Consider the following 23930-nt stretch of genomic DNA (forward strand, 5'->3'; position numbering starts at 1 on the left):
GAACAGGTTCAGAATTCTCAGGCCGCGCGGTCCGCGCGTTCCTCGCGCTGACAGGAGGGGCAGAGTCCCCAGAATGTGACTTCCGCCTCGTCGACCACGAAGCCATGCCCGGCGGCCGGATCGAGGCAGGGGCGCTCCCCGACAACGCAGTCGACATCCTCGATGGCCCCGCAACTCCGGCACACGATGTGATGGTGGTTGTCACCCACGCGCGCCTCGAACCGCGCGGGACTCCCGGCCGGCTCGATCCGCCGCGCCAGGCCGGCCCGGGACAGCGCCCCGAGAACGTCGTACACGGCCTGGGTGGACACCGAGTCGAGCCGCTCCCGTGCCTGCCGGGTGATCTCCTCGACTTCCAGATGCCCGCCCCGCGTGAGTACCTCCAGCACCGCGACCCGAGGCCGCGTCACGCGCAGACCTCGATCACGCAGCAGCTGCTCGGCGGTCGACACCTGACAATGACAGCACGCGAATCCGGACGGCTCAACCGGTGGTGATTGCGGGACGCAGCCGTGCTCCTGTCGCGGCCTGTCGCCGGCGGGCTTCGGCGGGCTGGGTGGGCTTGTCCTGGCAGCCCCAGTGGGCTCGGCGGGCAGCATCTTCGGACGGGTCGGCTCGGCGGTGAACCGGACCGGCTCGACGCGCGTAAGCGCGGACAAGGGGATATTCGCGCTTCGGCAGGCGCCGGCAAGGGTGCCGGTGGCTCTAGGCTTGCGTCCAAGATTGTTTAACGTTCAAGGAGGGTGACCGTGTTCGACCAGATAAACGGCATGCCCGTACACGCGTTGGTGCTCCACGCGGCGGTCGTGTTCGTGCCGCTCCTGGCCCTCGCGGCGATCGTCTACGCGGTCGTGCCCCGCTGGCGCACGAAGGTCGGCTGGGCTGCCGTCCTCCTGGCCCTCGCCGCCCCGGTGGCCACCTTCGTGGCGATGGAGTCCGGCGAGAAGCTGCGCGACCGCATGATCGCCAACGGCATGACCGGCCCGCCGCTCGAGAAGATCGACGACCACATGGGCTACGGCACGCTGACCTTCTACTTCACGCTCGGCCTGGCCGTGGTCACCCTCCTCATGGCCTTCCTCACGCTCCGTCCGTCAGCCCGGCCTCTGCCCCGCCCGGCGGGCGTACTCCTGGCCGTGATCATGGTGGCGCTCGCGGCGATTTCCGGCTATTACGTCTTCAGAACGGGCGACTCGGGGGCCCAGGCAGTCTGGGGAACCTCGTCCTGACGAGCCGCCGTCCCGGCCGCCGTGTGGGGTGGCGGCTGGGACGGTCTCCGGCCGGGTGCACCTGGGCGCCGTGTGGGGTGGCGGCTGGGGCGGCTTCCGGCCGGGTGCACCTGGGCGCCGTGTGGGTGGCGGCTGGGGTGGTCTCCGGCGGGTGCGGCCGGCGGCGGCCGCACTTCACTGCCGGGGCACTTCATCGGTGCGCGGGGTCGGTCAGAAGATCGCGCGGGCGCAGAGCAGGCACATGAGGATCAGGGCGATCGCCCCGGCCACCAGCCCGACGCCGTACGTCACGGTCCGGGCGGAACCCTCCGACTCGTCGAGGGCGTCGATGTCCTGAGCCGGCATGGAGCGCGGCGGCGGCGGGTGGGACACCGTCGGCGGTCGCCAGTACGGCGAGGCCGGCGCGGGGCGGGGCGGCCCCTGGTAAGCCGGCTTGGCATCGGGGGCCGGGCTGGGACGGTCGGCACCGAACTGATCCGGGCCGGAATCCGGCCGCTGCCAGTACGCGTCGTCGTCGGATCCGGTCGGGGCGCTCACGTTCATCGACGCTACATCCCTCGGGTGCCGACAGCGCGCGCGACGCGGCCTACCCTCATACCGTGGACATCCTTGACGATCCCGACCGCGACGCCGACGCCGAGCGCACCGTCGACCTCGAGTCCGAGGAAGCACCCCTCCTTCCGGAGCAGACCCGCGACGACACGGAACGCGGCTGGGGCTACAGCGGCATCGAAAGCTCGAACGATGACCGTCTCCTGGAGGACCGGCCGCCCCACTGGGGATGAGCGCAGTCCCGCTTGCGGCGGATGCTGGGTTCTATAGCTGAGTAGCTGGGTTTCCGCTGCTCACCGATGTCGTGCGTCCCCGATCTGCCTCGCCTTGCCTCGCCAGGGCTCCTGCCGGGGGAGGTTGCGGCGGTTGCCGGCCCGCGTTGCCAGGTCGCCCACGTGTCGGCGGCGCGGCACGGAGTGGCCTGCGCGCGTCGGGGGGCGAGGCGTTGCGTGCGGTGATGCGGAGCGTGCGCCGTTGCTCGCGGCGAGGCGTTGCGTGTGCCGTTGCTTGAGGTGATGCGAGGCCTCTGATTGTGCGGTGCGAGGGGATGCGCGCGGGCCTCCCCAGCGGTCAACCGTCTGGGCGAATCACGACTGCGTACCCGTCCGGCGCGGGGTTGATCGTCTCCTTGGCCGCTTCCGGCGTGAGCGCCACGAGGAGCCCTCCCGTCAGTGGATCGTCCACGCCTGTGACAGCGAGGACCAGCGCCGCGGCGGCTATCGGCTGGGCGTGCGGGCCGGCTCGGAAGACGTCCACGCGGTTGCCCACGCGTACGAGGCGCAGCGCCGCTGGTTCCGCCAGCCGGATCGGCACGCCCACGGTGCCCACCGGCGCCGGCAGAGGAGCGGACGCGGAGCCGAGAGGGGCTGAAGGCCGCGGGGGCTCCGTCATACCTTGCGACGAGCCGCTCGCCGGGGCCGCCTCGGCCGGGACAGATGCCGAACTTCCGCGAGTGGGGTCCGGTGCGGGCCGCGCGATGTCTGGCCGCCGGAGCGTCGGTGCTTCGGACGGCAGCTTGCAGGGGCCCGGGTCCGACCAGGTGAGCGTTGCGGCCGTGGCCAGCAGCGCCGCGACCGTGGCCACGCGCAGCAGCGTTGATCGCCCCGGTCTGCGCCGGCGTACCGGGTCGAGGACGTCGCTGGTCTGTTTCAGGAAATGAGTCGGCCGCACGCGATGAAGCTAGGCAGATCCGACGGCGGGCGTCGGGGCGGCTGTGGATACCCACGCGTTGTGGATAACCGGCGGCCGTGGTGGCCGAGCCCGGTAGAAAGGCATGACCGATCGACGGCGGGGCGGAGGTGCGCCGGCTCATGGCAGGCCCGACCGATCGCCCAGGAGGCCGAGTGTCGGCCGGCTCACGGCAGGGTTGACCTGCGCTGGGGCGAGCCCCGGTGCGTCTGGTTCACGGCTTGCGTGGTCGACGACCGGGGCTGCCCTCAGTGAAAGCAGCCAACGGCGCGGCCCGACGTCAGGCGCCCGGGGCGCGGCCCTGGGTCAGGCGTCCGGGCACGGCCCTGGGTCAGGCGCCCGGGCACGGCCCTGGGTCAGGCGCCCGGGGGCCTGGGGTCACGCCCGCGCGGCCTGCGGTTAAGCCGCCGGTGCTGCGGCGCGGGGTCAGGAAGCGGTTGAGGCAGCCGGCGACGAGGTCGTCGACGAAGAGGAGGAGGACGACGATGAAGGTGTCGAGGCCGCGGCCGGTGTCGTGGACGTCGTCGAGGACGCGTCCGACTTGCCGTCCGTCGGGGTCGTCGAGGACGACGGCTTGTCCGTGCTCACGCTGCCGGAGCGCGAGTCGTTGCGGTAGAAGCCGGAGCCCTTGAAGACGATTCCTACGGAGTTGAACACCTTGCGCAGCTTGCCGCTGCAGGCGGGGCATTCCGTCAGCGCCGGGTCCGAGAAGGACTGCACCCTCTCGAGCTGCTCCCCGCACTCCGTGCATGCGTACTGGTACGTGGGCACTGGTCCTCCGCGTCGATACTCAGGGCTTGGCACTCGCCGTCTCAGAGTGCCAATGCTGCGTCATCGGAGTTTATTTCGTCCAGTCCGGCGTCGCACTGAGGCCCTCCGCAGGTGTGATGACGGCCCGTACGCGGCGGTCATGAGGCTCCGACGGCACGGAGTCGAGCAGCTCACCGTCGTGCAGCAGGGCCACGGTGAGAGCCGTGAGGTCCACGCGGGCGAGGGCGCGGTCGTAGGAGCCTCCGCCGCGGCCCATGCGTACGCCGTGCCGGTCGACTGCGAGGGCGGGGACGACCACGAAGCCGGCTCGTGAGATCGCCGTGGGGCCCAGGCGGGGGCCTGCCGGTTCGAGTAGTCCGCGCGCACCGGGACGCAAGGAGCCGGGGCCTTCGTAGCGGACCCAGTCCAGATCACCGTCTGCCAGTAGTGCAGGGAGTAGGAGCAGGGAGGTCGGCGGCAGTGCTTCACACAGAACGTCGGGCAGCTCCGGGCCGCCCGGCTCCGAGCCGATCGGGACATAGGCGGCGATGACTGTGGGTGACTCTTGGCGTACGAGGGGAATCAGCGCCTCGTGGACCGCGGTCGCGGCCGAAGTGAGGGTTTCCGGCGGTTTTGATCTACGTGCTGCGAGCAGGCGATTGCGGAGGGCTACCTTCTCGGCTCTAGATCTTTGTGCATCACGGGTCAAATCGGGCATGCAACACCCCCTTTGGAAGACCGGTAAACGGTGCGCACTATGTCAGCATCGCTGGAAAAGAAGGCCACTTCCAGGAGGACGTGTGACTCTGCGTGGCCGACTCACTACTGCCTTCCTGGTGGTCGTGCTCGGCCCGGTTCTGCTCGGATCCTTCTTCATCGGGATGACCGTCGCCACGGTGAGCGGGGACCGGACGGTCGAGCGGCTCGATCATGCCGCAACGACGGTACGCACGGCGATGGGCGCCATGTGCCGGCAGCTCCAAGCGGTCGCGGATGCCGTGGCAGTGCTCCCGCCGGACGATCGGCACGCTGCCGCCGAGCAGATGGTCACCCGTGGGCTCGCCGCCGACGTGCGGATCGCCGGAGGCCCCGTTGCGCCCGGAGGGATGGCCGGCATGGCGGCCCTGCCCTCCGCCGCATACCAGGGCGAGCGGGACTGTGCGGGCGGGCAGGTGGCCGACGATGCCATGCCCGTCACGGCCATTGCCGCGTACGCCGTACAGGGCGATGTCACCGTGGCCGCCACGGAGCGGGTCGACAGTGCCTTCATCTCTCGGCTCGGCGGTACCAGTGGCGCCGCCGTCAGCCTCCAAGCCTCCGCGGGGGGCCCGTACGCCCGGAAGGTCGAGGCTTCTCCCGGGCAGCCCCTGCCTCTGGTGGTCACCGTGCCCGGAAGCGAGCCGACCGTCCTCTACGTCGTGCTGGCCGTGGCGGTGGTGGCGGTCGCCGGAATCGCGATCGTGGCGGCGCGGTGGCTGGCGCGGTCCACCACCCGACCGCTCGAGGAGCTCGCGTGGGCCGCCGGGAAGGTGGCTGACGGCGAACTGGGCGTACGGGTGCCGGTCGGGCGGGACGACGAGATCGGGCAGCTCGCCGGGACGTTCAACCGGATGACGCGGGAGCTGCAGACGTACGTGCAGGCGCTGACCGCGAGCCGTGACCAGCTCCGGGGGCATCTGGCGATCCTGGGCGACACCCTGTCGAGCACGCACGATCTGCACCGGATCCTCCAGGTCATCCTGCAGACCGCGCTGTCCGCGACCGGGGCGCGTGCGGGTGTCGTCCTGCTCATCGACCCCGACGAGAACTGCCTCGTCGCACGGTGTGCCGAAGGGCTGACCGGGCCGTGGGACGTGCCCACGGAAGAGATCAGTTCGCTTCGCGTACGGCTGGGGCAGGGGATTCTCGGGGCCGTCGCTGCCGGCGGCGAGCCGCGGCGTGGAGCCTGCGGGCACGGCGAGGGAGCTGCCGGCGAGCCGGTCTGCAAGACGTACGTGGCCGTGCCGATCTGTGCGCCCGCGCCCGTCGGGGATCCGCTGGTGCCGGGCGAGCGGGAGGCGTCCGGGCAGCCCGCGACCCTCGGCGTTCTCGCCCTGTACGACCGCCTCGGCTCCGACGAGTTCGACGACGCCGATCTGCTCACCCTGCGGACGTTCGCGGGGCAGGCCGGGATCGCCGTGCAGAACGTACGGGTGCACGAGGAGGCGCAGCGGCTGTCGCTCACGGACCCGCTGACCGGGCTGTGGAACTACCGGTGCCTGCAGGAGTCGCTGCGGCGCGAGGTGGAGCGGGCCAGCCGGTTCGGCCGGATGCTCACCGTGCTCGTGCTGGACCTCGACCACTTCAAAGAGGTCAACGACACGTACGGCCACGCGGCCGGCGACACGGTGCTCAGCGAGTTCGCGCGACGGATCCGGCTCGGGTTGCGTGAGGTCGACGTGGCGTTCCGGCAGGGCGGTGAGGAGTTCGTCGTGCTGTTGCCGGAGACCGACGCGTACGGCGGGATCGTCGTGGCCGAGCGGCTGGGGGCGGCGGTGCGGCAGGTTCCCGTCCCGGTCGACGGCCGGCGGCTGGATCCTTCGGGGTCGGCAGTCGTGGAGCGGATCGCGATCAGCGTCTCCATCGGCATCGCCGTGTACCCGGAGCACGGCGTGAACGCTCAGCAGGTGCTCGAGGCGGCAGATGATGCGCTGTACGCGGCCAAGAGCGCGGGCCGGGACACGTACCGGCTCGCGGACAGGGCGCGGGCGATGAGTGGGCCGCGCAGGGGGAGTGGCGACGTTCGGGGCCGGGCTGAAGCGACGGTCGTGGCCTCCGGCGGCGTCGCGGGGAAGGTGCCGGCGCCCGGCGGCGGCGCTGCGGGATGGGCCGCGGACGCGGACAATGGCGAGGTAGGCCCGACCAGCGACGGTGATCCGGGGGACGGCGGGGTCGGGGGCGGTACGCAGCAGGGCACAGACAGCGATGCGGCGCATTCGATGCGCGTGTTGCCCGACGACATCGATGGTTCGCGGCGCCGGACACCCGGCGGCGGCGCGGGCCCGGGCGGTGTGACGGACGCGTCAGTTTCGGGGCGGGTTCGGGACGGGCAAATGGATCATCCGGGATCGGTGACGGGCGCGTCCGGCGGGCCACAGCCGCCGCGGCAGGGCCGTGGCCGATAGTCTCGCGGCATGTCCGGGCAGAACTCAGCGAAGGTGCGGTGACCTCAGATGTCCACGCAGGCGCATGCGACCGGCCGTCGAGCCGTGAAGGCCGTCATTCCCGCGGCCGGGCTCGCCACCCGATTCCTGCCGGCCACCAAGGCCGTCCCGAAGGAGTTGTTGCCTGTCGTAGACCGTCCGGTTCTCCAGTACATCGTGGAGGAGGCGGCCGCCGCGGGCCTCAGCGACGTGCTGCTGGTGACCGGCCGCGGCAAGACGTCGATGGTCGACCACTTCGACCGGCGGCCCGACGTGGAGGCGCGGCTCGAGGAGAAGGGCGACACGGAACGGCTCGCGGCCGTACGGCGGACGAGCGAGCTCGCGGACATCTACACCTGCCGGCAGGGTGAGGCCCTCGGTCTCGGTCACGCCGTCGGAGTGGCCGCCTCGCACGTCGGCGACAACGCGTTCGCCGTTCTGCTCGGTGACGAGTTCGTCGACGAGGATCAGCCGTTGCTCCCGGCGATGCTGGACCTGCAGGCCGAGACGGGCGGCATCGTGCTCGCCTTCATCGAGGTCTCGCCCGAGGAGACGAACCGCTACGGCATCGCCTCCGTCGCTCCGGAGGAGGGCCGCGGCGAGGACATCGTCAAGGTCACCGGGCTGGTCGAGAAGCCCTCGCCGGAGGAGGCGCCCAGCAACCTCGCCGTGGTGGGTCGGTACGTGCTGCCGGCGGCGATCTTCGAGGCGATCGAGAACACCAAGCCGGGCAGCGGCGGGGAGATCCAGCTGACCGACGCCATGGCACAGCTGCTCGCCGACGGCGTACCCGTGCACGGCATCGTCTACCGCGGGCACCGCTACGACACCGGTATGCCGCTGGGTTACCTGCAGACGGTCGTGCAGATTGCGGCCAAGCGCCCCGACCTGGGCGCCGACTTCCGCCAGTGGCTGACCGAGTTCGTGGCCACGGAAACCGGCGGTGCGAAGGGATGACGGCCACGGCCGATGCCGAGGCGGCCGCCAACGAGCTGATGCCTCTCGCCGAATACCTGGGCAGCGTGCTGCGCAGGTTGCGGGCGCTGCCTCCGCTCGACCTCGACCTCACCCAGGCGCACGGCAACGTCCTCGCCAACGACGTGCTGGCCCCGCACCCGTACCCGGCCTTCGACCAGGCCGCGATCGACGGGTACGCCGCCCGCTGGGAGGACCTCGCCGCCGCCGGGCGGATCGGCTCGCACCCGTCGTTCGGGGCGTTCGAGGGCGGGCTGCGACCCGTACGCCTCAACGTCGTCGGCGACCTGGGCGCGGCCAGCTGGCGGCCCGTCCGGCTGACCCCGGGGACGTGCTTCTCCGTGGCGGCCGGTGCGCCGCTGCCGATCGGCGCCGATGTCGTCGTACCCGTGCACTGGACCGACCAGGGCATGGCGGCGGTGGAGATCATGCACGCGCCGAAGCGTGGCTCCGGGGTCCGGCGGGCGGGCGACGAACTGCCCGTCGGCCGGGTCCTGGCCACCGCCGGCTCGTACGTGACGCCCGCCATGGTCGCGGTGTTCGCCGCGTCCGGCATCGGGCACGTCGTGGTCCGGCCCAGCCCCCGCGTCGTCGTGGTGGCCACCGGCGACGAACTGGTCGACGTGGGCCGGCCCAGCCAGCCGGGACAGGTCGTGGACGCGAATTCGCACGCGCTCACCGCCGCGGCCGTGGAGGCCGGAGCTCTCGCGTACCGGATCGGCATCTGCGACGACGACCCGGAAGGCCTGCGGGGGTTGCTCGAGGACCAGACGCTGCGGGCCGACCTGATCATCACCACCGGGGGCACGGGTACGGGACCGGGCGACATGCTGCGCCGGGTGCTGTCCCGGCGCGACCCGGGCCGGGGAGCGGTCGAGTTCACCGACGTCGCGCTCTGCCCCGGCGCGGCCCTCGGCTTCGGCACGGTCGGCGGCGAGGAAGTGCCGGTCGTGTGCCTGCCCGGGGAGCCCGGGGCCGCCCTGATCGGCTTCGAGGTGCTAGCCCGGCCGGTGATCCAACTGCTCGCCGGCGCCGAGCCGGTGTTCCGGCCCAGCGTGAAAGCTCACCTCCTGGAGACGGTGTCGTCGCCGGGCGGGCTGCGCGAGTTCCGCCCCGCGCATGTAGCGGAACGGCGCGGCGGCGGCTACACGGTGCAGCCGCTCGCCGGTGGGCCGTACACTCTGTCGGGCCTCGCCGAAGCCAACGGTCTGCTGGTGCTCGGCGAGCGGGTCACCGCGGCGGCTGCCGGGTCGACCGTCGACGTGTTGCTGCTCGACCGGAGGCGATGATGCTGGGGTCCACGCCCGGATGGCCTGCCGTCCTGGCGGACGGGCCCGTGCTGCTGCGGCCCTACCGGCGCAGCGACGCCCGCGCCTGGTCCGAGGTCCGCATCGCCAACCAGGCGTGGCTCAGCCCCTGGGAATCGGCGCCGCCCGGGCCGTGGGCCGAGATGAACTCCCCGCGCGCCTACCTCTACGTGTACCGCGACATGAAGCGGGCCGCCCGGCGCGGCGACAGCATGCCGTTCGCCGTCTGCCTGCGGCAGGACGCCGGGGAGGAACGGCTGGTCGGGCACATCAACCTGGGCAGCATCGTGCGGCGGGCGTTCAGTTCCGCGTACGTGGGCTACTGGGTTGATTCCCGCGTGGCCGGCCGCGGCGTGATCCCGACGGCGCTGGCGCTCGCGGTGGACCACGCGTTCGGGGCGGGCGGGCTGCACCGGGTCGAGATCAACATCCGGCCGGAGAACGGGCCGAGCCGGCGGGTCGTGGAGAAACTGGGCTTCCGCGAGGAGGCGTACCACCCGCGCTACATGCACATCGACGGCGCGTGGCGTGACCACCTCGGATACGCGATGACCAGCGAAGAGGTGGCCGCTGAGGGTGGGCTGGTCGCGCGGTGGCGGAGGCTGCGTACAGCGGCTAAGTGACGTTCCGGCGGTCCGGCAGGGGCGGTCGGCTGGGCGCTGGACGGCCTCTGGGCGCGGGCCCGTGAGCGCCGGTCGGCGCGGTCACCGGAACGGAGCGCCGGGCGGTGCGAAATCCGGCTCGGAGCGCCCGGCGGTGCGAAATCCGGTTGGAGCGCCGGGCGGTGCGAAATCGGGTCGGAGCGCCGGGCGGCGGTGCGGTGCCGGGCCGGAGGGCCGGGCGGTGCGGAGCCGAGCCGGGCGAGTGGGATGACCGGGCTGGCCGGCCGCGGTGCTGACCGTGCTCGAGGGCGTGCGGGAGAGGTCCGGGAGCTTGCCGGCGGGAGCGGGAGTGAGCGTGGCCGATCCGGGCCCGCATCCAGGAATTGATCATCAGGACGTTACGGGACCGGCGCGCCGCGTCGGTATCCGCAGCTCTCGCCCGTAATCTCGGGGAGATTGCGACTTTTTCGTGACCGGGCGGCGACCGCCCGGCACGGTTCGAGGCTGACGGGAGGGGTGAGGGTGCCGACCTCGGTGCTCCTCGCCGTCCTCGCCGCGGCCGGGTTGCTCGCCCTCGCGCCGGCGCTCGTCCGCCGGTACGACGCGACCGAGCGCCTGGCCGCGGAGCGGGCGTCGTCGACGGCTCGGGTGCTGCAGCGCCGCCGTCGGCGCCGTACTGTGCCCGGACGCCGACCGGTCAACCCTGGCCGCCAGTACATGGTTACGTCGCGGACCCTAACGGGTGAAGCTGCGCCGGTGGCGGCCACCCCCGCCGGCCCGGGGCGCGATCCGGTCGCCCCGGTCTCCGGCGCCCCCGTCTCCGCGCCCCCGGCCCGGCGGCTGCGGGTGGTCACCTCGCGCCGGCCCGTCCGGCGGCGTCCGCCCGCACGCCGCCAGACGCCGGCCGTCGTCCGCCGGCGCCGCGTGTTCGCCGCGCTGCTGCTGCTCAACCTCATCGAGCTGGTGGGCGTGCTCGCGGTCGGCCCCGGGTTCTGGATCAGCTTCGCGGTGACCGCCGCGCTGCTCGGCGTGTACCTCGTGCACCTGCGCAACCGCGCGATCGCGGACCGCCGCCGCCGGCGCATCGAGGCCCGGGAGGCGGCGTGGCTCGCGGCCCGGCAGGCCGAGGTGCGCCGGGAGCAGGCTCGCCGCGCGGCAGCACGCCGGGAGGCGCAACGCCGGCTGGCCGCGCAGAAGGAAGCCGTACGCCGTACGGCCATGGGCCTCGACCGCGACCCAACGGACCTTCCCGCCGCCGTCAACGGCGCGTCGGTTTCCTACCGGCGTACGGGAGGACTGCGTGGCCGGGCCTACGAAGCCGGCGGCCGAGGCAGCTCCTACCCGGCCTGAGATCTTCGCGGCGCGACACGGGAGGGCGATTCGCGGGGCGGACCGGCGACCTGTTAGCCTTGCTGCGGTCCTACGGGGCCGGGGGGCTGTGGCGCAGTCTGGTAGCGCACCTCGTTCGCATCGAGGGGGTCTGGGGTTCAAATCCCCACAGCTCCACCCCAAGAGTTCAGGCCATCTCCGTTTGCGGAGGTGGCCTTCTCCATGTGGTGCCCTTTTCCGTGCGTACGCCCCGGCCGGTCAGGAGTCGATCATCCTGCGGCGGGCGATGAGGCCTTCCAGTTCCGCCACCAGGCGGCGCGGGGAGAGGGGCTTCGGGAGGTAGCCGTCCGCGCCCGAGTGCAGGCCCGCGTTGATGTCGTGCAGGTGGCTGTTGGCCGAGACCATCAGCACCGCGGCGTTGCGGGACTCCGGGTCCTGACGGACGAGCTGGCAGAGTTCCATGCCGTTGAGGGCCGGCATGCGCACGTCCGTGACGATGCCGATCGGGTGGGCGACCCGGATGATGCGCGCCGCGGTGCTGCCGTCCTTGGCGCCGACCGTGGTGTAGCCCGCGCGCTCCAGCGTGTACGTGATCATGTCGCGCAGGTCCGGGTCGTCCTCGGCCACGAGGATCAGGTTCTCGTTCATGGGCCCGCACATCGGCGGGGTGGCGCGATCCCGCAGAGGGTGCCGAGTTGCATCACAGGAGCGGATCTTCCGGGCGGGGTGGCGGCGGCCCGATGGCCCGCTCGGCCGGGGGCCCGAGGACGCGTCCGGCGGGGACCGGTCGACCCTCGGCGGCGGGTCCGGCGGGCCGGTGGGGGTGACGCTCCGGAAGGAGATGATCATTGCGACATATCGATACAGCCAAGAGCCTGCGCGCCACGGTGCGCGGGGGGCGTACGGCCGGGCAGACTGCACGGATGCTGGGACGAAACTCATCGCACTTCTGGGGCGTGGTGCTCGAGACTCCCGATCCGCTCGCCCTGGCGGAGTTCTACTCGGCGCTGATGGACTGGAAGATCGTCAAGGAGGGGCCGGACTTCGTGGCCCTCGCGCCGCTGGGCGACCACGTCGAATATCTCGCCTTCCAGCGCTCGCCCGACTACGAGCAGCCGACCTGGCCGAACAAGTCGCACAAGCAGCAGATGATGATGCACCTCGACATCGAGGTGCCCGATCTGGAGAAGGCCGTCCGGTTCGCCACGGAAGCCGGTGCCAGGGAAGCGGACCATCAACCGCAGGACACCGTGCGGGTCATGCTCGATCCGGACGGTCACCCGTTCTGCCTGTACGTGGACACCAGCGAGTAGCGTCTCGCCGCGGTACCAAATGCATCATGCTCAGGGCGTACCGTCAATGTCTTGATGTTGACGTTGTAGGGCTTTTGACCGATCGATTGACCGGCCCCCGCCTCGCCGGATCACATGACGGCATGACCTCCTTCATCGCTCAGCTCAGCGACTCGCATCTGACCACCGGGCCGCTGGGCGGCGGGCCGGCCGCCGGGCTCCAGCTCGCCCTCGCCCGCGTGATGGCCCTCGATCCGCGGCCCGATTGCGTCGTCGTCACCGGCGACCTCACCGATCATGGCCGGGAAGAGGAGTACGCGGCGCTCAAAGAGGTCATCGGCGACTTTCCGCTCCCGCTGCACCTGACCACCGGCAACCACGACGACCGCGACGCGATGATCAGGGCGTTCGGGGGCGAGCCCTACTACTCGGTCGAGTACCCGGAGTTCACGTTCGTCGCGCTCGACTCGCTCATCCCGGGGTCGCCGGCCGGGCGGCTGGGCGAGGAGCAGCTCGACTGGCTGGACGGGGTTCTCGCGGCGCGTCCCGGACTGCCCGCGCTGATCGGGCTGCATCATCCACCGATGCCGATCGGCATCCCCTTCCTCGACGGAATGCGCCTGCTGGACGGCAAACGGCTGCGGGACGTCGTGGCCGAGCACGGCAACGTGGCACGCATCATGGCCGGGCACGTCCACCGGCCGATCACCGCGGCGTTCGGCGGGAGTGTGATGACGATCGCGCCCAGTACCTGGCGGCAGTCCGGGTTGCTGCTGAACTCCGATGCGCCGCCGGGGTACGTGGCCGAGCCGACCGGGTTCCTGCTGCACATGATCGACGGGGATGACTGTGTCACGCATACGGTGCAGGTCAGCCATGCCGGGGGGTTGCTGGGGGCGTACTGATCTTGTCCGTTCGGCCTCCGGCTTCCTGGCCGGGCCTGCTCGGCGCATGGCGGGCACCGCTCGGCGCAGAGGTCGGAGGAAGTGTCGTACCCGCGCTATACGGTCGATGTCCACGCACGGTCGATGCCCGCGTGCTCGACGTCCACCGCTGGAAGGGGGAGCGATGATCGATCATGTCGTTCTCGGGGTGCACCACCTCGACGAGAGCCGGTTCTTCTACGAGCACGCGCTGCGGCCGCTGGGCATCAAGGTGGTGAGCCAGGCGCCCGAGCTCGTCGGCTTCGGCGACGACAGCGGGCAACCGTTCTTCTGGCTGGCGGTTCGCGAGCCCTCCCACCGGGTGCATGTGGCGTTCACGGCGGCCGACCGTGCGGCGGTGGATGCTTTCCATGCCGCGGCTCTGCATGCGGGCGGGGTGGACAACGGGCCTCCCGGGTTGCGCCCGGAGTATCACGAGAACTACTACGGGGCCTTCGCGTTCGACGCTGACGGGAACAACATCGAGGCGGTGTGCCATCGGCCGGTGTGAGCAGTAGGCGGCTCGGAGCGGGTCGGTGGTCGGGCGGCCCGGTGGGCGGCGGGTCGAGGTGGCGGACGGCGCGGTCAGGAGCGGCGTCGCTGGACCGACCCTGCGCGGGCGTACTCGGGAGCGAATTGAGCGATATGTGAGCCTCGCTACTTATGGGTGGTATCTCTGGAGGCAGCCTCGGAGGTGACCGTCATGCAAGCGCCCTTGCCCACGAACGAAGCCGATCGGCTTGCCGCTCTCTACGAACTGAACATCCTCGATTCCGCGCCGGAGAAGGACTTCGACGACATCGTCGCGCTTGCTTCCAGCGTGTGTGGGGTGCCGATGTCGCTGGTCAGCCTCATCGACACCGACCGGCAGTGGTTCAAGTCACGGCTGGGCACCGATCTGACCGAGACCTCGCGGGACCTCTCGTTCTGCGCCCACGCGATCCTCGGCAAGGACCTGATGGTGGTTCCCGACGTCAGCCGGGACGCCCGGTTCGCCGGGCATCCGGCCGTCGCCGGTGACAGCGGGGTGCGGTTCTACGCCGGGGCCCCGCTGATCACCACCGACGGGTTCGCGCTCGGCACGCTGTGCGTCGTCGATTCGCACCCTCGGCGGCTGGACGTCGAGCAGTTGCAGGCGTTGCGCGCGCTGGCCCGTCAGGTCACGTCGCAGCTCGAACTGCGGCGGTACGCCGTCGCGCTCGCCAACACCACCGCGCGGTTGCAGGAGCTGGAGCGCCGCAAGGACGACCTGGCCGGGCTGGTCGGCGGGCAGTTGCGCGCGCCGCTGCGGCTCATGCGGTCGTACCTGGCCGAGCTCGGCGACAAGGGGGTGCACGACCCGGAGATGGCCGATCTCGTGGGCCGGGCCACCGCGGCGCACGTGCGGGGGCTCAGCGACCTGCTCGACCACCTCACGTCCATGGCGGACGCCGGGCACGGTGCGGACAGCCTCCACATGCGGCCGATCGACCTGACCCGGCTGACCCAGCGGGCGGTCGAGGCCGTGCGGCCCATCGCCGCCACGAAACAGATCTGGATCCTCAACCACGCCGGCGGGGCGGCGCTGCCGATCATCGCTGATCCCGTACGCCTGGAGCAGGTCCTGATGCACCTGCTCTTCGCCGCGGTGAAGTACACGCCGCCCGGTGGGCGCGTGCGCGTGGGCACCGAGATCGAATCGGGCCCGACGGTACGGCTGGACGACATGGACCTGCCGGACGGTGACCGTCCCGACCTCTTCGCGCACCTGTACTACGGCACGATCGCCAACCCGTCCGAGGTGCAGGGGCCGGACCAGGGGCTCGCCGTGGCCAAGCGCATCCTCGACGCGCACCACGCCACGGTGGCGCTCTCCGACCGCCCGGGCGACGGTACGTCGCTGCATGTGGTGTTCCCCTTCGCCGAGAAGGAGGCCGAGCTCGCGGCTGTCTGACCGGGAGCGCCGGCACGGAGGCGGCGGCGCAGAAGACCGGCAGCCCGCGGACCACAGCGCAAGGGGGCCGGCCGGATGTGGTGCGGGCCCGCTCCCGCCCGGCTGCAGTTCGGGCGGGAGCGGGCCCGGTTCAGGCCCCGCGCGTGTAGACGGGGCCGGTGCCGCCGCCCGGGGGCGAGCCGGCCGACGGAAGGTCCTCGGCCTTCATGACCTGGGTCTGGGACGGCACCGCCGGCCGTGCCGTGGCCCGGCCGGCTGCCGGGTGGGTCGGCGCCGGGACGGTGTCGAGGCTCGGTGGCCAGGTGTCGACCGCCGGCGCCACGCTCTGCTGCGGCAGGACGATCGGCGTGTCGGTGACCGGTACCGACTTCACCCCCGCCAAGCCGGCTCGGTGCAGTTTGTGCCAGCGGAGGCGGCCGCCCGTCATCGCGGTCATCGCGGACTGGATCAACACCAGATACATGAGCTGCCGGTACGCGAACTGTTGCAGTGGCAGACGCAGCAGCGGCTTCATCGGCTCGCGGTCGAAGCGGAACGCGACCGCCGCCGTGAACAGTTGCAGGGCCAGCATGGCCAGCCAGGCCGTCGCCGTGGCGCTCAGTTCCCAGAAGACCAGGCCGTACAGCAGCATGATGTCGACGACCGGGGCGAGCATCGGCAGCGCCACCCCGAACAGCGCGAGGAACGGCAGGCCCACCCGGCCGAAGCGGCCCGAGTCGCCCGAGTCCGTCAGCGCCCTGCGGTGCTTCCACATCGCCTGCATGGTGCCGTAGCTCCAGCGGTAGCGCTGCCGGTACAGCTGCTCCAGCGTCGCCGGCGCCTCCGTCCAGGCCTTGGCCCGCTCCTCGTAGACGACCCGCCATCCCGCCCGGCACAGGGCCATCGTGACGTCGGTGTCCTCGGCGAGCGTCTCGTCGCTGATGCCGCCCACCTCGGCCAGGGCCGTACGCCGGAACGCGCCGATCGCCCCCGGCACGGTCGGCATGCAGTTGAGCACCTCGTAGAGCCGGCGATCGAGGTTGAAGCCGATGACGTACTCGATGTGCTGCCAGGTCGCGACCATCTTGTCGCGGTTGCCGACCTTGACGTTGCCGGCGACCGCGCCCACCGCGGGGCTGGCGAACGGCTGCACCAGCATCCGGATCGAGTCCGGCTCGAAGATGGTGTCGCCGTCGACCGTGACGATGAGGTCGTGCCGGGCCAGCGCGATGCCCGTGTTCAGGGCGTTGGCCTTGCCGCCGTTCGGGACCCGGATCACGCGCACGTTGGGCAGGTGGAGGCGTTCCACGATCGCGGCGGTGCCGTCGGTCGAGCCGTCGTCGACCACGACCACCTCGATGTCCGGGTAGTCGCCGCCGGCGAGCGAGCGGACGGCCGCCTCGATGCCCTCCTTCTCGTTGTAGGCGGGCACGATCACGGACACCGGCTCGGTGACCGGCGGCCCCCAGCTGAACGTCTTCCTGCGGCGCTGCCGGGCGTGCCGGGTCGCCAGCACCAGGAGGAGCACCGTACGCCCGATGGTGAGCAGGCCCACGACGAGGAAGAGGCCCGCGATCACCCAGACCAGGCCGTCGGCCAGGCGTACGGTCCACAGCAGTGCCGTGCCGCGCCAGCGGTCGGCGGCCTCCGCCTTCGGGTTGAGCGGGAGCAGCGGCAGCGCCTCGCCCGCGGCCGCCGCCTGTTGCTGCTCGATGGCCCGGTTCATGCCCCCGGTGACAGTGGTGAACGTGTATCCGCGGGCCTTCATCATGGGGATGAAGATCTTGAGCGCCGCGATCGTCTGGGCGCGGTCGCCGCCGGCGTCGTGGAAGAGGATCACCGCGCCGGTGTCGGCGGGCGGGGTGGCGTTCCGGATGATCTGCTCGACGCCGGGCCGCTGCCAGTCCTCGCTGTCCGTGTCGTTGACGACGACCAGGTAGCCGCGCTCGCCGGCCTCCTTGACGATCTTCCAGTTCACCTCGTCGATGGCCTGCGGCTTCGACGAGTACGGGAACCGTACGAGGTTCGTGCGCACGTTCGCGGCCCGCGCGATGGCGACCTGGGTCTGCGAGAGCTCCAACTGCCGCCGCCACGGCGCGAGGCGCTGCAGGTTCGGATGGGTGAACGTGTGCAGGCCCAGCTCGTTGCCGCGCTCGGTGATCCGGCGGGTCAGCTCGGGATGCCGGGCGACCGCGGAACCGACCACGAAGAACGTGCCGTGCGCGTCGTTCTCCTCGAGCACGTCGAGGATCTTCGGCGTCCACACCGGGTCCGGGCCGTCGTCGAACGTCAGCGCGATCGTCCGGGCGGGCAGCCGGCTGGAGCTCTCCTGGCCGCCGGTGGTGTTGACGATGGGGCCGCCGTCGAGGATCGCCCGGGGTACGCCCTCCTGGTCGCCGACCTCGGTCTCGACGTGGTCGCCGCGGAACTCGGCGTTGATGTACGCCTGCACGACGAGGACGCCCACGAAAAGGCTGATGAGCAGCACGCCGAGCATGACGCGGGGCTGGGGGAGCACCCGGCGCCGGGACCGGCTGCGGTTGCGGTTCCGGGGCGCTGTCACCGGCCGGCCCCGTCAGCGCTGCCGGTGTCGGGGGCGGGTTCGGCCGTCGTGCCGGTGGACTGGTCGGTGCCGGCGGCTTCGACGGCGGGCGGCTCGCCGGTGCTGCTGCCACCACCGGATCCGCTGCTGCTGGTTCCGCCGCTGCTGGTCCCGCCGCCGCTGCTGATGCCGGTGCCGCCGCTGCCCGCGGTCCCGCCTCCGGCCGACCCGCCTCCGCCGCTGCTCGCGCCGCCGGTGTTGTCATCGGGGGTGACCGGGGTGCCGCCGCCCGTGCCGCCCGTACCCGGCGGGACCGGGGGTGGGGTCGGGTCGTCGGTCGCCGGCGGCGTGGTCACCGGCGTGGTGGGGGTGACCGGCTTGGTGGTGCCCGACTCGACCGGGGGCGTCGTCGGGATGCCCGGCGCGACCGGCTTCTTCGTCGTGGGCTTCGGGGTCGGCGTCCATGCCGGGCGGGCCGCCGAGGTCGCCGGCCGCGTATGGACCTCCACGGCGTGGCCGGTGACGGGTGCGTTGCGGCGGGGCAGGACCTCCAGGACCGGGCGCCGGCTGGGCGTGGCCGAGACCGGTTCGGGCGTGGGGGTCGGCCGGGCGATGACCGCCTCGTCGTCGCCGTCCGCCAGGTCGGGTAGCGGCAGCACCGCGCTCGAGCTGACCGGACCGCCGGCGAGGCTGACGCTCACCAGTCCGCCGTACATCATGCAGAGGGCGCCGAAGCCGTACGCAACGCGCCGCAGTACCCGCCGGCGCCGCCCGGTCGAGTCGACGAAGACCGGCGAGGGCTGCGCTACGACGATCACCTCGGTGTCGAGGATCTCGGCGTCGGCGGAAATCGGGTTCTGGGGCTCCTGCGATGTCACGCGGCGAAGCTTAGGAAGATCTTTGAAGATCTTGACGGGCGTCACTCCATCAGATGACGACCATCTGCGGGAGGCGATTCCACCGAAACGGTGAGCCGCAGCGTTTGACCTGATCGCGGCCGTGTGCGCACGGGAGTCAGGGGTGCTTGCTGACCTGCGGGGAATGCGTTGCCCGCGAAAGGTTACGCGATTTACGGTGTGGATTTACTGTCGTGTTAATCACTCACGGACGAGCAATTTCCGAACCGAATTCACTAATACATTCACGGCTTAAAACCCAATATAACCTTATGCCCGTTTTGCCGCAAGCTTGCGGCCCGCCTAGCAGGGCGTGGTCAATCCGTTACAGCCCATGGTCATTGCGCCATCAAGATTCCCAATACTTGAGTAACGCCACCCGTTGTGTCCGCCAAGGACGCTCGTTAAGCTTTGCCTTGCACGCCCCTATCGCCCGCTTCCCCCGTGGCAGGCGATCGGGGCGTTGCCTATTTCCGTGCCGTGATCGCTTTTCCCCGCAGTGATCGCTGAAGCCCCGCGATCGCCGGCCGCGGGCCGGCGCCGGCCGCGAGATCCGACCGCCGAGCCGCAAGCCCCGGCTGCTGGGGGCTCGGCGCCGCCAAGGGCACGAGGGTCGCGTGGGCCGGCCCGAGGAGAGCGCCGGGCGACCCGGGCGAGCGGGTGGCCGATCAAGGAGGCGGGGCGAGCGGGCGGCCGATGACGGCAGTCGCATCCGGCCGGCTGACGTCGTCTCGCCACCGCGGCGGGACGGTATGCGAGCCTGCCCACGATGTGGGAGCGGGCCCGCCATGTCCCGGGGACACGGCGGGCCTGGGCCGGGTCGCTCAGGAGCCGAGGCGCTCCAGCTCCTCCTCCACGACGGACGGGTCGAGCTTGCGGAACACCGGCTTCGGCGCCGCCAGCGGGGTACCGGGCACCAGCGGCACCGAGCCCCACTTCGCGCCCTCGGTGTAGTCGCCGGTGAGCACCGGGTAGGCCGGGCCGCCGTCCAGGTCGTCGACCTCGACGATCGACGGCATCGGGGCGTGCACCCCCGTGCCGCCCAGCAGCTCGTGCACCTTCTGCGCCGAGTGCGGCAGGAACGGCGTCAGCAGCGTGTTGGCGTCGCTGACGACCTGCAGCGCCACGTGCAGGATCGTGCCCATCCGGGGCTTGGACGCCTCATCCTTGAGCTTCCAGGGCGCCTGGTCCGACAGGTACTTGTTGGCCTCCGCGACCACCTTCATCGCCTCGCCGATCGCGGCCTTCTGGCGGTGCTTGCCGATCAGCTCGCCGACCGTCGCGAAGCCCGCCTCGGCGACCTCGAGCAGCGCCCGGTCCTCGGCGGTCAGCTCGCCCGGCTCCGGGATCGCGCCGAAGTTCTTGGCGGCCATCGAGATCGAGCGGTTCACCAGGTTGCCCCAGCCCGCCACCAGCTCGTCGTTGTTGCGCCGGACGAACTCCGCCCAGGTGAAGTCCGTGTCGTTGGACTCCGGGCCGGCCGCCGCGATGAAGTAGCGCAGCGCGTCGGCGTCGTACCGCTCCAGGAAGTCGCGGACGTAGATGACGACCTTGCGGGACGACGAGAACTTGCGGCCCTCCATCGTCAGGTACTCGCTCGAGACCACCTCGGTCGGCAGGTTGAGCGCGCCCAGCGAACCCGGCTTGCCGCCCTTGTCGCCCTCGCCCGAGTAGCCGAGCAGCAGCGACGGCCAGATCACCGAGTGGAAGACGATGTTGTCCTTGCCCATGAAGTAGTAGCCGCGGGCGTCGCCGTCGGACCACCACTTGCGCCACGCCTCCGGGTCGCCCGAGCGGCGGGCCCACTCGATCGACGCCGACAGGTAGCCGATGACCGCGTCGAACCAGACGTAGATCCGCTTGTCGTTGCGGTCGCGCCAGCCGTCGAGCGGGATCGGTACGCCCCATTCGAGGTCGCGGGTGATGGCCCGGGGCTGCAGGTCCTCCAGCAGGTTCTTGGAGAACTTCAGCACGTTGGGGCGCCAGCCCTCGCGGGTGTCCAGCCACTTGCCGAGCGCCTGGGCGAACGCGGGCAGGTCGAGGAAGAAGTGCTCGGTCTCCACGAACTCCGGCGTCTCGCCGTTGATCCGCGAGCGCGGGTTGATCAGCTGCTCGGGGTCGAGCTGGTTGCCGCAGTTGTCGCACTGGTCGCCGCGGGCGCTCTCGTACCCGCAGATGGGGCAGGTGCCCTCGATGTAGCGGTCGGGCAGCGTGCGGCCGGTGGACGGGGAGATCGCGCCCAGCGTGGTCTTCGCGACGATGTAGCCGTTCTCGTACAGGCCGGTGAAGAGCTCCTGCACGACGGCGTAATGGTTGCGGGTCGTCGTACGGGTGAAGAGGTCGTACGACAGGCCGAGCCCGTGCAGGTCCTCGACGATCACCCGGTTGTAGCGGTCGGCGAGCTCACGCGGCGTCACGCCGTCGGCGTCGGCCTGCACCTGGATCGGCGTGCCGTGCTCGTCGGTGCCGGACACCATGAGCACGTCGTGGCCGGCCATCCGCATGTACCGGCTGAACACGTCGGAGGGAACCCCGAAGCCGGAGACATGACCGATGTGGCGCGGGCCGTTGGCGTAGGGCCAGGCGACCGCGGCGAGAACGTGGCTCATGGGGACCAAGCGTAGTGAATCGCGGACCTCGCTCGCGAACGGACGGGCGCGCGCCCTTTTTGCGGCGACACGCCCGTCATCTCCGCAATTGCTGGCTGATGCCGTAGTCCAATGGGAGCCATGACCGGAGACGCGCCGCAACCTGGGGAAACGCCGCGCACCGAGGACGGCCCGTCGTCGTGGGCCGACGTGGACACCGGAGCCTGGTGGCGCGCCGACACCCCACACGCGGCCGCCACCCCACACGCGGCCGGCACCCCGCACGCGGCCGGCACCCCGCACGCGGCCGGCACCCCGCACGCGGCCGGCGCCCACCACGCGGCCGGCACCCCGCACGCGGCCGGCACCCCGCACGCGGCCGGCACCCCGCACGAGGCCGGCACCCCGCACGAGGCCGGCACCCCGCACGAGGCCGGCGCCCCGTCGACGGCTCGCGCGCGGGAGGCCACCGTCGCGATGCCGGTGCCGCCGCGGAAGAGGCCGGCTCCGAAGGCGGCCGCCGCGCCGGAAGGCGAGACGAAGCAGGAAACCGCGCCGAAGCCGGCCTGGCCGCCGGCCGCGGCGACGCAGACCCCCGCGCCGAAGCCGGCCGCCGCACCGAAGCCGGCCGCCGCGCCGAAGCCGGCCGCCGCGGCGCGCGAGGCCGGTGCCCAGGACGCCACCGCTTTCTTCGAGGTGCCGGCGTACCTGGCGAACCGGGCGGCCGACGTGGAGACGACGAAGGTGGAGACCGCGGCCGCGCAGGCGGCGATCGTCGAGGCCGAGGCCCGCGACGCCGAGCCGGAGACCGCCGCCGCGAAGGGCGTCGAGCGGCAGCACGACGAGGTCGACGCCGAACGGTTCAACACCGCCGGCACGACGACCGGCTACGTCGCCCGTCAGGAACCGGCGAGGGCGAAGGACGCCGGGGAGGCTGACAGGGCGCGGGCCGCCGAGGAGGCGGGGCAGGGGGACCGTGAGGGGGCGGACGCCGTGGAGGCTGCCCGTGCTGCGGCCGTACCCGATGTGATGATCCTTCCCGAGCCGCAGTGGGACCGGCCGACGGTGGTCCTGGACCGCGCTGCCGTGCCGGGGCAGTCCTCCGGCCGGCCGCGGCCCGTCCGGACCCCGCAGGACGTCGCGCGGGCAGACCATGAGCTGCAGGAACGGGTACGCGCCGAGCGCACGTCCGCGCTGCTGGAGACCTCGCCGTTCTGGCTGGAGGAGCACGAGCGCCCCGCCGAGCCGGCCCGGGTACGGATCCCCGTGGGCCCGCGGACGCCGCGCCGGAGGGGGCGGGAACCGCGTCGCCCGGGAAGCGGTCTGGTGGCCCTGCTGGCGCTCGCACTGGTCGCCGCCTTCTTCTCCTGGGTCAGCGCGGAACCGTTCTGGCTCGCGGTGGGACATGGCCAGCACGGCGAGGCCACGGTCAGCCGGTGCACCGGGTCCGGCTTCACCCAGCGCTGCGTGGGCGACTTCACCTCCGCGGACGGGCAGTACATCGTGAAGCACGTCGCGCTCCTCGGCGTCGAGCCCGGGCAGCAGACCGCTCCGGCGCGGATGGTGAGCAGCGACAGCCGGCAGGCGTACGTGGGCGCCACCGGCGTGCTCGTGCACCTGCGCTGGGTGCTGGGCTTCGTGCTGGTGCTGCTGTGCGGGCTGGGCATCGCCGGCCTGACCGGGGTCCGGCGGCTGGAGAGCCGGCCGAAGCGGCGTACCGCCCTGCTGCTGAGCCTCGCCGGTCCGCTCGCCCTGCTGGCCGGGTTCCTGGTCGTCGCCTACTGAGCGGCGTGCACCAGCGCGTACACCTCGCGTTTGCGCAGGCCGTACGCGTCGGCGACGGCCTGGATGGCATCCCGGCGGGACTCGCCGGCGGTCTCGCGCCGGGCGACCGCCGCGCGGAGCTCCTCGTCGGCCGGGCGTTCGGCCGGTCCGGCCGGCGCGCCCGCCACCACGACGGTGATCTCGCCGCGCGGCCCGGCCTCCGCCGACCAGGTCGCGAGCTCGCCGAGCGGGCCGCGGCGAATCTCCTCGTACGTCTTCGTCAGCTCGCGGCAGACGGCGGCCTCGCGCGCCTCGCCGAACGTGCCGGCCAGGTCCTGCAGCATCCCGGTGATCCGGTGCGGCGCCTCGAAGAAGACCAGCGTGCGGGGCTCGGCGGCCAGCTCGCGCAACCGTGACCGGCGCCCGGAACCGGTGCGCGGCAGGAAGCCCTCGAAGCAGAACCGGTCGCTGGGCAGCCCGGAGAGGGCCAGCGCGGTCGTCACGGCGCTCGGGCCGGGCGCGGCGGTGACCGGGAAACCGGCGTCCAGGGCCGCGCGGACCAGCCGGTATCCCGGGTCCGACACGCTGGGCATGCCGCCGTCGGTGACGACGGCGACGACCGCTCCGCCGCGCAGAGCCTCGACCAGATCGGGCGTACGCCGCTCCTCGTTGCCCTCGAAGTACGACACGATCCGCCCGTTCACGGTGACGCCGAGGTCGCGGGCCAGCCGGGTCAGGCGCCGGGTGTCCTCGGCCGCGACCACGTCGGCGCTCGCGAGCACCTCGCGCAGCCGTACGGAGGCGTCGCCCACGTTGCCCAGCGGCGCGCCGACCAGCACGACCCGGCCCGTACCGTTCTCGTCCACGACCGGAAGTCCATCACACTTGCGCGGCCGGAC

General features: G+C 72.0%; 22 protein-coding genes and 1 tRNA gene. 13 read left to right on the forward strand and 10 right to left on the reverse strand.

From position 1 onward, the window contains the following. Positions 1–17: 17 nt before the first annotated feature. The gene (locus COUCH_RS04045; protein ID WP_249610752.1) at positions 18–452 is read right to left on the reverse strand and encodes a Fur family transcriptional regulator; all 435 of its coding nucleotides are present in this window, start codon (positions 450–452) and stop codon (positions 18–20) included. Positions 453–749: 297 nt separating this feature from the next. Here COUCH_RS04045 and COUCH_RS04050 point away from each other — a divergent pair, with 297 nt between their 5' ends. Beyond that, entirely contained in the window at positions 750–1229 is a 480-nt protein-coding gene (locus COUCH_RS04050) for a DUF2231 domain-containing protein (protein ID WP_249610753.1), read from the forward strand. Between the two features lie 210 nt (positions 1230–1439). Here the strand turns inward: COUCH_RS04050 and COUCH_RS04055 are convergent, their stop codons facing one another. Continuing rightward, a complete protein-coding gene (locus tag COUCH_RS04055; RefSeq protein ID WP_249610754.1) occupies positions 1440–1772 on the reverse strand; it encodes a translation initiation factor 2 in 333 nt (110 codons plus the stop codon). Between the two features lie 56 nt (positions 1773–1828). Between COUCH_RS04055 and COUCH_RS04060 the strand changes: the two genes are divergently transcribed. Next, complete coding sequence (locus tag COUCH_RS04060) at positions 1829–2014, forward strand: hypothetical protein (RefSeq protein WP_199510476.1); 186 nt, start codon at positions 1829–1831, stop codon at positions 2012–2014. Positions 2015–2351: 337 nt separating this feature from the next. On the opposite strand, the gene COUCH_RS04065 is transcribed toward COUCH_RS04060, so the two are convergent. The 3 genes from COUCH_RS04065 to COUCH_RS04075 form a co-directional block, all read right to left on the reverse strand. After that, on the reverse strand, positions 2352–2600 hold the full coding sequence (locus tag COUCH_RS04065; RefSeq protein WP_249610755.1) for a hypothetical protein: 249 nt from the start codon (positions 2598–2600) through the stop codon (positions 2352–2354). A gap of 795 nt (positions 2601–3395) precedes the next feature. Continuing rightward, complete coding sequence (locus tag COUCH_RS04070; protein WP_249610756.1) at positions 3396–3740, reverse strand: FmdB family zinc ribbon protein; 345 nt, start codon at positions 3738–3740, stop codon at positions 3396–3398. Between the two features lie 70 nt (positions 3741–3810). Beyond that, positions 3811–4437: a 5-formyltetrahydrofolate cyclo-ligase gene (locus COUCH_RS04075; RefSeq protein WP_249610757.1), complete on the reverse strand. Its 627-nt coding sequence runs from the start codon at positions 4435–4437 to the stop codon at positions 3811–3813. Positions 4438–4519: 82 nt separating this feature from the next. Here COUCH_RS04075 and COUCH_RS04080 point away from each other — a divergent pair, with 82 nt between their 5' ends. The 6 genes from COUCH_RS04080 to COUCH_RS04105 all read left to right on the forward strand — a co-directional run bounded on the left by COUCH_RS04080 (position 4520) and on the right by COUCH_RS04105 (position 11291). Next, on the forward strand, positions 4520–6883 hold the full coding sequence (locus tag COUCH_RS04080; protein ID WP_249610758.1) for a diguanylate cyclase: 2364 nt from the start codon (positions 4520–4522) through the stop codon (positions 6881–6883). Between the two features lie 48 nt (positions 6884–6931). Continuing rightward, positions 6932–7858, forward strand: coding sequence for a UTP--glucose-1-phosphate uridylyltransferase (locus tag COUCH_RS04085; RefSeq protein ID WP_249610759.1), 927 nt, complete (start codon positions 6932–6934; stop codon positions 7856–7858). Continuing rightward, positions 7855–9165 (forward strand): molybdopterin molybdotransferase MoeA, encoded by a 1311-nt coding sequence (locus COUCH_RS04090; RefSeq protein WP_249610760.1) that lies wholly within the window; start codon positions 7855–7857, stop codon positions 9163–9165. The genes COUCH_RS04085 and COUCH_RS04090 overlap by 4 nt, the downstream gene beginning before the upstream one ends. Continuing rightward, positions 9165–9806 (forward strand): GNAT family N-acetyltransferase, encoded by a 642-nt coding sequence (locus COUCH_RS04095; RefSeq protein WP_249610761.1) that lies wholly within the window; start codon positions 9165–9167, stop codon positions 9804–9806. Before COUCH_RS04090 ends, COUCH_RS04095 begins: the two co-directional genes overlap by 1 nt. A gap of 501 nt (positions 9807–10307) precedes the next feature. Next, positions 10308–11135 (forward strand): divisome protein SepX/GlpR, encoded by an 828-nt coding sequence (gene sepX, locus COUCH_RS04100; protein WP_249613556.1) that lies wholly within the window; start codon positions 10308–10310, stop codon positions 11133–11135. 82 nt (positions 11136–11217) lie between these two features. Beyond that, positions 11218–11291: transfer RNA gene (locus COUCH_RS04105), tRNA-Ala, on the forward strand. Positions 11292–11372: 81 nt separating this feature from the next. Here COUCH_RS04105 and COUCH_RS04110 read toward each other — a convergent pair. Next, a complete protein-coding gene (locus COUCH_RS04110; protein ID WP_249610762.1) occupies positions 11373–11762 on the reverse strand; it encodes a response regulator transcription factor in 390 nt (129 codons plus the stop codon). A 275-nt stretch (positions 11763–12037) separates the two neighbouring features. On the opposite strand from COUCH_RS04110, the gene COUCH_RS04115 reads away from it, so the two are divergent. The 4 genes from COUCH_RS04115 to COUCH_RS04130 all read left to right on the forward strand — a co-directional run bounded on the left by COUCH_RS04115 (position 12038) and on the right by COUCH_RS04130 (position 15262). Continuing rightward, positions 12038–12427, forward strand: a complete 390-nt coding sequence (locus COUCH_RS04115; RefSeq protein ID WP_249610763.1) for a VOC family protein — start codon at positions 12038–12040, stop codon at positions 12425–12427. Positions 12428–12549: 122 nt separating this feature from the next. After that, positions 12550–13311 (forward strand): phosphodiesterase, encoded by a 762-nt coding sequence (locus COUCH_RS04120; RefSeq protein WP_249610764.1) that lies wholly within the window; start codon positions 12550–12552, stop codon positions 13309–13311. 163 nt (positions 13312–13474) lie between these two features. Further along, positions 13475–13840, forward strand: coding sequence for a VOC family protein (locus tag COUCH_RS04125; protein WP_249610765.1), 366 nt, complete (start codon positions 13475–13477; stop codon positions 13838–13840). Between the two features lie 192 nt (positions 13841–14032). Next, a complete protein-coding gene (locus COUCH_RS04130; protein WP_249610766.1) occupies positions 14033–15262 on the forward strand; it encodes a GAF domain-containing sensor histidine kinase in 1230 nt (409 codons plus the stop codon). Between the two features lie 130 nt (positions 15263–15392). Here the strand turns inward: COUCH_RS04130 and COUCH_RS04135 are convergent, their stop codons facing one another. The 3 genes from COUCH_RS04135 to metG all read right to left on the reverse strand — a co-directional run bounded on the left by COUCH_RS04135 (position 15393) and on the right by metG (position 21288). Next, positions 15393–17738 (reverse strand): bifunctional polysaccharide deacetylase/glycosyltransferase family 2 protein, encoded by a 2346-nt coding sequence (locus COUCH_RS04135; RefSeq protein WP_430640961.1) that lies wholly within the window; start codon positions 17736–17738, stop codon positions 15393–15395. A 62-nt stretch (positions 17739–17800) separates the two neighbouring features. Then, on the reverse strand, positions 17801–18661 hold the full coding sequence (locus tag COUCH_RS04140) for a hypothetical protein (RefSeq protein ID WP_249610768.1): 861 nt from the start codon (positions 18659–18661) through the stop codon (positions 17801–17803). A gap of 842 nt (positions 18662–19503) precedes the next feature. Then, entirely contained in the window at positions 19504–21288 is a 1785-nt protein-coding gene (gene metG / locus COUCH_RS04145) for a methionine--tRNA ligase (RefSeq protein ID WP_249610769.1), read from the reverse strand. Positions 21289–21408: 120 nt separating this feature from the next. On the opposite strand from metG, the gene COUCH_RS04150 reads away from it, so the two are divergent. Continuing rightward, complete coding sequence (locus COUCH_RS04150; protein WP_249610770.1) at positions 21409–23052, forward strand: hypothetical protein; 1644 nt, start codon at positions 21409–21411, stop codon at positions 23050–23052. On the opposite strand, the gene rsmI is transcribed toward COUCH_RS04150, so the two are convergent. Further along, on the reverse strand, positions 23046–23897 hold the full coding sequence (rsmI, locus tag COUCH_RS04155) for a 16S rRNA (cytidine(1402)-2'-O)-methyltransferase (protein ID WP_249610771.1): 852 nt from the start codon (positions 23895–23897) through the stop codon (positions 23046–23048). The two genes, COUCH_RS04150 and rsmI, sit on opposite strands and share 7 nt — an antisense overlap. Between the last annotated feature and the right edge of the window lie 33 nt (positions 23898–23930).

The organism is Couchioplanes caeruleus (genome assembly GCF_023499255.1).
Classification (GTDB): domain Bacteria; phylum Actinomycetota; class Actinomycetes; order Mycobacteriales; family Micromonosporaceae; genus Actinoplanes; species Actinoplanes caeruleus_A.